This is a genomic window from Kocuria sp. APC 4018 (assembly GCF_030407675.1).
Lineage (GTDB): Bacteria > Actinomycetota > Actinomycetes > Actinomycetales > Micrococcaceae > Kocuria > Kocuria rhizophila.
The window spans coordinates 1-7,638 of sequence record NZ_JASDCY010000083.1; the positions used below are offsets into that span (position 1 = coordinate 1).

Consider the following 7,638-nt stretch of genomic DNA (forward strand, 5'->3'; position numbering starts at 1 on the left):
GGTGGCCGCCACGAGCCGCACGGGGGCGGCACGGGGATCACCCCGGCGGACGTACAGGGCCTCGTGGATCGCCTCGATCGTCTCGTCCGAGATTCCCCGGTGCAGCTGCGGCTGGGACGCGTTGAGCCGGTCCCGCTCGGCCTCCGGGAGGGACCGGAAGTGGTCCAGGTAGTCCGGGGAGGTCAGCTCCAGGGAGAGCTTGGAGTACTCCATGGGGTAGAAGCGCGGCGAGCGCGTGATCCAGTCCACCGCGGGACCGTCCGGGGTGGTGAGCAGGTCCAGGAATACCTCGGCCGCGGACTGGCCCGAGCCCACCACACTCACGTGCTCCCGGCCCACCAGGTCCTCGCGCCGCGTGAGGTACTCACCCGCGTGCACCGCGGCCCCGGAGACCTCCGAGAGCTGTGCGGGCACCTGCGGGACGGTGCCGGTGCCCACCACCAGGTGGCGGGCCCACCACACGTGGCGCTCACCGTGCGAGTCCACCTCCACGCACCACGGGCCCTCACCGGCGGGCCGGGTGACCCCCACGACCCGGTGGCCCCAGTGGACCCCACGCACGCGCTCGGCGGCCCAGCGGCAGTACGCGTTGTAGTCCCGCCGCAGCGGGTAGAAGGACTCCCGCACGTAGAACGGGTACAGCTGGCCCGTCTCCTTGAGCCACTGCAGGAACGAGAAGCGGGACGTGGGATCCGCCATGGTCACCAGGTCCGCGAGGAACGGGACCTGCAGGGTGGCGTCCTCGAACAGCAGCCCGGGGTGCCAGTCGAAGCCGTCGGCGGCGTCCAGGAACGCGGCGCGCACGTCGGCCAGGGGGTCGGCCAGGCACGCCAGACCCAGACCGAACGGGCCCACGCCCACGCACAGCAGGTCCAGGGGGTCCTCCGGGGTGCCCCGGTCCGTGGTCGCCGTGGGGCGGGGTGCGGCGGGAGCGGTGTCTCGGGGGTTCATGCGCAGGCCTTTCCGGTGTGCTCGCGGGTCAGCAGGGACAGGGCGGTCTCGTGGACCAGGTCCAGGACAGCCCGGACGTCATCGTCGGTGGTCTCGGGGTTCAGCAGGGTGAGCTTCAGGCACGGGCGACCCTCGATCTCCGTCTCGGCAACGGTGGCGCGGCCCGTGTCCCACACGGCGCGGCGGATCGCGCGGACCCAGCGGTCGGGGTCCTCCGGCCCGTCCTCCCGGGCCGGGGGCAGCCACCGGAAGAGCACCGTGCTCAGGGACGGCTCGCACACCAGCTCGAAGCGGGGGTCCGTTCGCAGCCCGTCCGCCGTGCGTGCGGCGAGGTCGATCACGGTGTCCAGCAGCCGTCCGATCGCGTCCGGGCCCAGGGTGCGCAGCGTGACCCACAGCTTGAGCGCGTCGAAGCGGCGGGTGGTCTGCAGGGAGCGGTCCACCTGGTTGGGCTCGGGGGTGTCCGCGGGGTTGAGGTACGCGGCGTGGTGCGTGCAGTGGCGCAGCGTGCGCCCGTCCCGCACAACCACCGCGGAGCAGCTGACCGGCTGGAACCAGGTCTTGTGGAAGTCCACGGTGACGGAGTCCGCACCCTCGATCCCCGCGAGCCGTTCCCGGTGGGCGGGGGAGACCAGCAGCCCTCCGCCGTAGGCGGCGTCCACGTGCAGCCAGATCCGCTGCGCCGTGCACAGCTCGGCGAGCTCCGGCAGGGGGTCGACGACCCCGCGGTCCGTGGTCCCCGCCGTGGCCACCACGGCCATCGGGGTCAGCGACTGCGCCTCGAGGTCGGCGACAACGCGCCGCAGGGCGGGCACGGACAGCATCCCGCGGTCGTCCACGGGCACGGGGACCACGCAGTCGTCGTCCAGCCCGAGCACGTGCGCGGCAGTGACCACGGAGAAGTGGCTCTCCGCGCTGGCCAGGATCCGCAACGACGCCGCCCGCACCGGTCGCGGGGCCGCTCCCGGAACGAGCGCGGAGCGTTCCAGGCACTCGTCGCGGGCCAGCATGAGGGCCTGCAGGTTGGAGGTGGTGCCGCCCGGGGTGAACATGCCGTCGGCGCCCTCGGGGAAGCCGATGCGCCCGGCGGTCCACGCGAGCAGCTGCCGCTCCATGACGGTGGCGGCCTTGGACTGGTCCCACGTGTCCAGGGACACGTTGACCGCGGCGGCCAGCGTCTCGGCGGCCACGGCGGGCACGGCCACCGGGCAGTTGAGGTGGGCGAGGGTGCGCGGGTGGTGGAACCACACCGCGTGGCGCAGCCACGTGCGGTCCAGCTCGTCCACGGCGGCGTCGAAGTCCGGCAGGGGCGAGTCGAGGTCCACGTGCGCGAGCTCCGCGGCGATCTGGGCGTGGGTCGCCGGCTCGTGGGGCTGCTCGGCCGAGGCCATGCGCGCGGCGCCGGCGGCCGCGGCCGTGGTGACGTCCCTCACGAGGTCCGCGACGGTGTCCTGGTGCAGCAGGGGTGAGCTCATGAAACGTGGCTTCTTTCCGTGGGGTGCACTCGTCAGGCGTAATAGGATACGAATCGGTATCCTATTCCACGACAGGTTAGGCTAACCTAAGAACATGTCGATGTGCACTCGCGGTCACGGCGCCGGGCGCGATGGGCAGGAACGGGGCGAGCACCCTGGACCTGATCCGCGCCGGGCGGCTGGAGCCATGCAGCCCACGGGTGCGGAGGCCCCCAGGACCGCCGCGCGGACACGCCCGCCGAGCAAGGAGAAACACCCCATGCCCCACTGGGAACGACTGGCCGTGCGCGCGCTCGGGGCCTCGGAGACCGTGCTGAGCGTGGTCGCCCGCGAGGACGTGAGCGACACCTACACGCGCATCACCGTGCGGGACGAGGGCTTTCTGGCCCGGCACACCCCGTTCCCCACTCTGTGGTTGCGACTGTGGTTCACGTCCGAGGGGAAGGACCACCAGCGGGCATTCACCGTGATCAATCCCCGTCCGGAGCAGGGCCTCTTCGACATGGAGTTCGCGCTGCACGAGGGTGCGGCCTCCGACTGGGCCCGCACGTGTGCGCCCGGGGACACCATCCGGGCCTCCCTGCTGGGCAGCACCCCGCCGTGGCAGCCCAAGCGCGCGCCGCGCCGCGCCTCCGCGGAGTCCCCCTCTCCGTCCCTCGACGCCGCCTTCAGCGGCCGGACCGTGATCGTGGGGGACCCGGCGAGCCTGCCGGCGGTCAACGCGATGCTCCCCGCACTGGAGTCCCAGGACGTGGAGGTGTGGTTCGGCTACCGCAACGCGCAGGACGAGGACCTCCCGCTCGCCGCCGCACCCCACCACACGGTGCGCCGGGTGCGCCACGACGGGGAGGGAGCCACCATGGCGGATGCCGTGCTCGCGGACTGGGATGCCCACCGTCCCACCGCGCAGGACCGATTCTGGATCGCCGTGGAGGCCTCGGAGAACCGGCGGCTGAGCACCACTCTGCGCTCCCACTACGGGGTTCCGCGCACCCACATCGACGCCACCGCCTACTGGAGGAACGCATGAGCACCCTGACAGCCCCCGAGCCCGTGGCAGCGGTGCGTTCCGGGAACCGGCCCTTCTGGCTGCTGCTGTGGGCCCTGTACACCACGCAGTTTATCGGGGCCTCGTTCCTCTCCACCGGGCTGGTGGGCATCCTGCGGGACGGCGGCACGGACCTCGGAACCCTGGGCATGCTGCAGCTGCTCGCGCTCGTGTGGCCGCTGAAGTTCCTGTGGGCGCCCCTGCTGGACCGCTGGTCCCCGGCGCGCTCCCGTGGGCACTACCGCACGTGGCTGCTCGTGCTGCAGCCGCTCATGGTGCTGTCCCTGCTGGCCATGGCGGTGTTCTCGGACCCCCAGGACGGTCTCGGCGTGATCATCCTGCTGGCCGCGGCCTTCGTGCTGTTCTCCGCCACCCAGGACATCGCCGCGGACGCGCTGTCCGTGCGCGGGCTCGAGCCCGAGCAGCACGATCTCGGTGCGGGCGTCCAGGTGGGGGCCAGCTACATCGGCACCGTGGTGGGCGGTGGCCTGGCGCTGCTCGTCTACGACGCGTGGGGCTGGCGCGCCGCGGTCGTGATGCTCGCGGCCTGCACCGCGGTGGCCATGGCCCCCGTGCTGCGCCACCGGGAGCAGGAGTACGCGCCCGTGGAGACGCGTCCCGCGGCCCTGTCCCGGATGTTCGGCGTGCTGTCCGTGCCCGGAGGCAAGCGGTGGGCACTCGTGGCGGTTCCGCTCGTGGCCCTCGGCTCGGCGGCCGTGTGGTCGCTCGTCACGCCCGCGCTCGTGGACGCCGGGTGGTCCCTGGGCTTCATCGGCACCGTGACCTCGGTGATCGCCGCGGCACCCGCTCTCGCGGCCGCCCTGATGGGTGGCCGGCTGTGCCGCACCCGTGGCCGCGGCGCCACCCTGCTGATCGGCGCGGCCATCCAGCTCTTCGGCGGAATCTGCTTCGTGCCCGTGGTCTGGTCCGGGGCGGAGCTCGCCCACGGCATGCAGGTGCTGCTGGGCATCGTGGGCGCGTGCTGCGTGCTCGCGGGCTACACCGTGATGAACACCGGCATCTACGCGGTCAACCTGGGGATCGCGCGCCCCGGTCACGCGGGCGCGGACTTCACCCTGCTGAGCTCGATCTCCATGCTGGGCGGGACCATCGGCGCCTCGGCGGGGCTGTTCATCGCCGGCGCCGGGGGCTACGGCACGGCCCTGGTCTTCGGCCTGCTCGTTGCCGTGGCCGGCGTGGTGACGTGCCGGACGCACCCGCTGCTCTCCGCGAGGCGCTGAACGACGCCGCAGCCGTCCGCGCCGCTGCTGGCCCACCGTGCGCGGGCCGCACCGCGGAGGAGCGTTCTCGTGCGGCACCGCTGGCGGCCGGCCCCGCGCGGACCGCACCGCGGTGGAACGGTTCCCGCACCGGACGAACGACGACGCCGCAGGGTCACCCCTGCGGCGTCGTCGTTCCGTGCGCGGTGCGGCTCAGTGGAACTCGGGCAGGCGCATCATGCCCTCCTGCACGGTGGTGGCGATCATGGTGCCGTCCCGCGTGAACATCTTCCCGATGGACAGCCCGCGCGCGGAGGACGCGCTCGGGGAGGTCTGGGTGTAGAGGATCCACTCGTCCGCGCGCGCGAAGCGGTGCCACCACATGGCGTGGTCCAGGGAGGCCACGTTCATGCCGCGCTCGCCCCAGGAGCGGCCGTGGCGGCGCAGGATGGGCTCCATCATCGTGTAGTCGGAGACGTACGCCAGGGCGGCACGGTGGATCTGGGGATCGTCCGGCAACGGTGCGAGGGCCTTGACCCACACGGCGTTGTAGGAGTCCTGCGATCCCTGCCACGGCAGGAACAGCGGCTCGGTGATGTAGCGCATGTCGAAGGGGCGTTCGAACGCCTGGGCGCGCGCCTCGGGGATGTCGAGGGCACCCATGGTCTCCCGCAGGGACGGCAGGGTCTCCGGGTCCGGGACGTTCTCCGGCATCTGGTCCTGGTGCTCCAGGCCCTCGGCGGGCTCCTGGAAGGAGGCGATCATCGACAGGATGGTCTTGCCCTCCTGGTAGGCGTGGATGCGGCGCGCGGAGAAGGAGCGTCCGTCTCGCACACGCTCCACCCCGAAGGTGATGGGCAGCTCGATGTCCCCGCCGCGCAGGAAGTACGCGTGCAGCGAGTGGATCGCCCGGCCCGGGTCCACGGTGCGCATGGCCGCCATCGAGGCCTGCGCGAGCACCTGCCCCCCGTACACGCGGGCGCGGGGGGTGGTGATGGTGCGTCCCACGAAGATGTCCTCCGTGGTGCGCGCACCGCCGCCGTCGGCGAGATCGAGCATGCGGATGAGGGCTTCCACGGGGTCTTGCGTCGGATCCAAAGTCATGGGCCCACTCTAAACCGGGCGGTGGATGTGGTGTGATGGACGCATGACTTCCCTCGACGTTCCCGTGCAGATGCGATTCTTCGACCAGGACCAGTACGGTCACATCAACAACGTGACCATGCTGCGCTACTTCGAGGACGCGCGCGTGCGGCTCACCGCCTCGCCCATCGCGAAGGACCCGGACCACGGGATCCCCGAGGACACCACGTTCCGGGAGTCCGTGGGCGAGCTGCGCACGGTGGTGGCCCACCAGAGCGTGGACTACAAGGAGCAGCTGTTCTTCCGCATGGACCCGGTGTACGTGCGCACGTGGATCTCGCGCATCGGCGGTTCCTCCTTCACCATCTCCTACCGGCTGCAGGAGGAGGACGGCTCCCACGTGTACGCGGAGGGGGAGTCCGTGATCGTGGTCATGGACCCCGAGTCGGGCAAGAGCGTCAAGCTCTCGGAGGACCACCGCGCGCTGCTGGCCTCGCTCGAGGACGACGTCAAGTACTCCCACGGGCAATGAGCGCCCCCCGAGATCCCGAGGCGGAGGGCTTCGCGCTGCTCGACCGGCAGGACGCCGCGGACCTGGCCACCTACCTGAGCCGCGCCCGCTCCGTGGACCCGCAGGCGGCCGTCCGGCTGCAGGGCCTGGACCGCGTGCTCGCGGTGTGGGTCTCGGTGATCCACCCCGCAGGACTGCTGGACACCGCACCCGTGGTGCTGGGGCTGCGGACCATGCAGCTGGCGGAGTCCACGGAGCTGGACCTCACCGTGGCGGCGTCGGCGGTCACGGACAGGTTGGCTCGGGTCGCGGGTGAGCCCCCGGCCGCCGGAGAGGAAGCGGTGTGGCTCAGCGCCCCGCCGCAGCAGGTCTCGGCCGCGTGGGCCGGGATCGTGGCACCGCGCACCGGCTGGAGCGCCGTGGGCTCCGTGGCTGCCCACCGCGTGCACGAGGTGGCCCGGCGGGGGATCCAGACCGTGGCGGACACCGTTCCGGCGGACTCCGGCGCGGCCGTGGTGCAGAAGGTGCGCTCCCGTGTGTGGGGCGCGTCCTCGGACTGGGGCCCGTTGGACGGCCCGGAGATTCCCGACGGCGCCGCCTTCGCCCTGGACGTGCTGGGCTTCCTCCCGTCCTCGGAGCCCGTGGTGCGGGTGGCCGTGGAGCAGACGGGGCAGTGGGCCCGGCTGAGCACGGGCGCGGGACACGTGCTCGTCAAGCTGCCCCGCTGAGCCGTTCACGGCAGCGGAGGATCCCACAGCAGCGGGCCGCACCCGGGAGCAGTTCCCGAGTGCGGCCCGCTGCGCTCTGCCGGGCGGCCGCACGACCTGCCCGTCCGAGGACGCGCCCGGTTCTCAGCCCGGGCGGTTGACCATGGCATGGGCGGCGCGGTCGAAGTAGTCCCACATGATGCCGTCGTGCAGCGGGGACAGCTCCAGGGTGTCCATGGCCGCGCGCATGTGCCGCAGCCATGTCTCGCGCGCCCACGTGTCCACGGGGAACGGGGCGTGGCGCATCCGCAGCCGGGGGTGGCCCCGCTGCTCCGAGTACGTGGTGGGCCCGCCCCAGTACTGCTCCAGGAACATCCGCAGCCGCTCCTCGGCCGGGCCGAGGTCCTGCTCCGGGTACAGGGCCTTGAAGTCCGGGTCCTCCGCCACGCGCGCGTAGAACTCGCGGGTGAGCTTCTCGAACGTCTCGTGCCCGCCCACCTGCGCGTAGAAGGAGTCCGACGACGCCGCCTCGGCCGCCTCCCGGGCGTCCCCCACCTGCCGCGGTGGCTGGGTCACGGACGGCCCGGCGGACCGGGACCCGACCGCTCCGAGCGTGAACGTGCGCCGTCCGCTCGGGGCGGCC

At 72.5% G+C, this 7,638-nt stretch carries 8 protein-coding genes; 4 read left to right on the forward strand and 4 right to left on the reverse strand.

What is annotated here, in order from left to right:
- Together QL985_RS11370 and QL985_RS11375 are read right to left on the reverse strand one after the other, a co-directional pair.
- Nucleotides 1-951, reverse strand: a 951-nt coding sequence (locus QL985_RS11370; RefSeq protein WP_290147897.1) for a SidA/IucD/PvdA family monooxygenase, incomplete at its 3' end; no start/stop codon positions are given.
- Nucleotides 948-2,426, reverse strand: a complete 1,479-nt coding sequence (locus QL985_RS11375) for a pyridoxal-dependent decarboxylase (protein WP_039100542.1) — start codon at nt 2,424-2,426, stop codon at nt 948-950. The genes QL985_RS11375 and QL985_RS11370, both read right to left, overlap by 4 nt.
- Nucleotides 2,427-2,685: 259 nt before the next feature.
- On the opposite strand from QL985_RS11375, the gene QL985_RS11380 reads away from it, so the two are divergent.
- Both QL985_RS11380 and QL985_RS11385 read left to right on the forward strand, forming a co-directional pair.
- Entirely contained in the window at nt 2,686-3,456 is a 771-nt protein-coding gene (locus QL985_RS11380; protein WP_101888317.1) for a siderophore-interacting protein, read from the forward strand.
- The gene (locus QL985_RS11385; protein ID WP_259905419.1) at nt 3,453-4,715 is read left to right on the forward strand and encodes an MFS transporter; all 1,263 of its coding nucleotides are present in this window, start codon (nt 3,453-3,455) and stop codon (nt 4,713-4,715) included. The genes QL985_RS11380 and QL985_RS11385 overlap by 4 nt, the downstream gene beginning before the upstream one ends.
- A gap of 192 nt (nt 4,716-4,907) precedes the next feature.
- Here the strand turns inward: QL985_RS11385 and QL985_RS11390 are convergent, their stop codons facing one another.
- The gene (locus QL985_RS11390) at nt 4,908-5,798 is read right to left on the reverse strand and encodes an acyl-CoA thioesterase II (protein ID WP_039100545.1); all 891 of its coding nucleotides are present in this window, start codon (nt 5,796-5,798) and stop codon (nt 4,908-4,910) included.
- Between the two features lie 43 nt (nt 5,799-5,841).
- On the opposite strand from QL985_RS11390, the gene QL985_RS11395 reads away from it, so the two are divergent.
- Together QL985_RS11395 and QL985_RS11400 are read left to right on the forward strand one after the other, a co-directional pair.
- A complete protein-coding gene (locus QL985_RS11395; protein ID WP_019309011.1) occupies nt 5,842-6,309 on the forward strand; it encodes a thioesterase family protein in 468 nt (155 codons plus the stop codon).
- Nucleotides 6,306-7,016, forward strand: coding sequence for a hypothetical protein (locus QL985_RS11400; protein ID WP_059281357.1), 711 nt, complete (start codon nt 6,306-6,308; stop codon nt 7,014-7,016). The genes QL985_RS11395 and QL985_RS11400 overlap by 4 nt, the downstream gene beginning before the upstream one ends.
- A gap of 123 nt (nt 7,017-7,139) precedes the next feature.
- On the opposite strand, the gene QL985_RS11405 is transcribed toward QL985_RS11400, so the two are convergent.
- Nucleotides 7,140-7,550, reverse strand: coding sequence for a globin (locus QL985_RS11405; RefSeq protein WP_050899421.1), 411 nt, complete (start codon nt 7,548-7,550; stop codon nt 7,140-7,142).
- Nucleotides 7,551-7,638 lie beyond the last annotated feature (88 nt).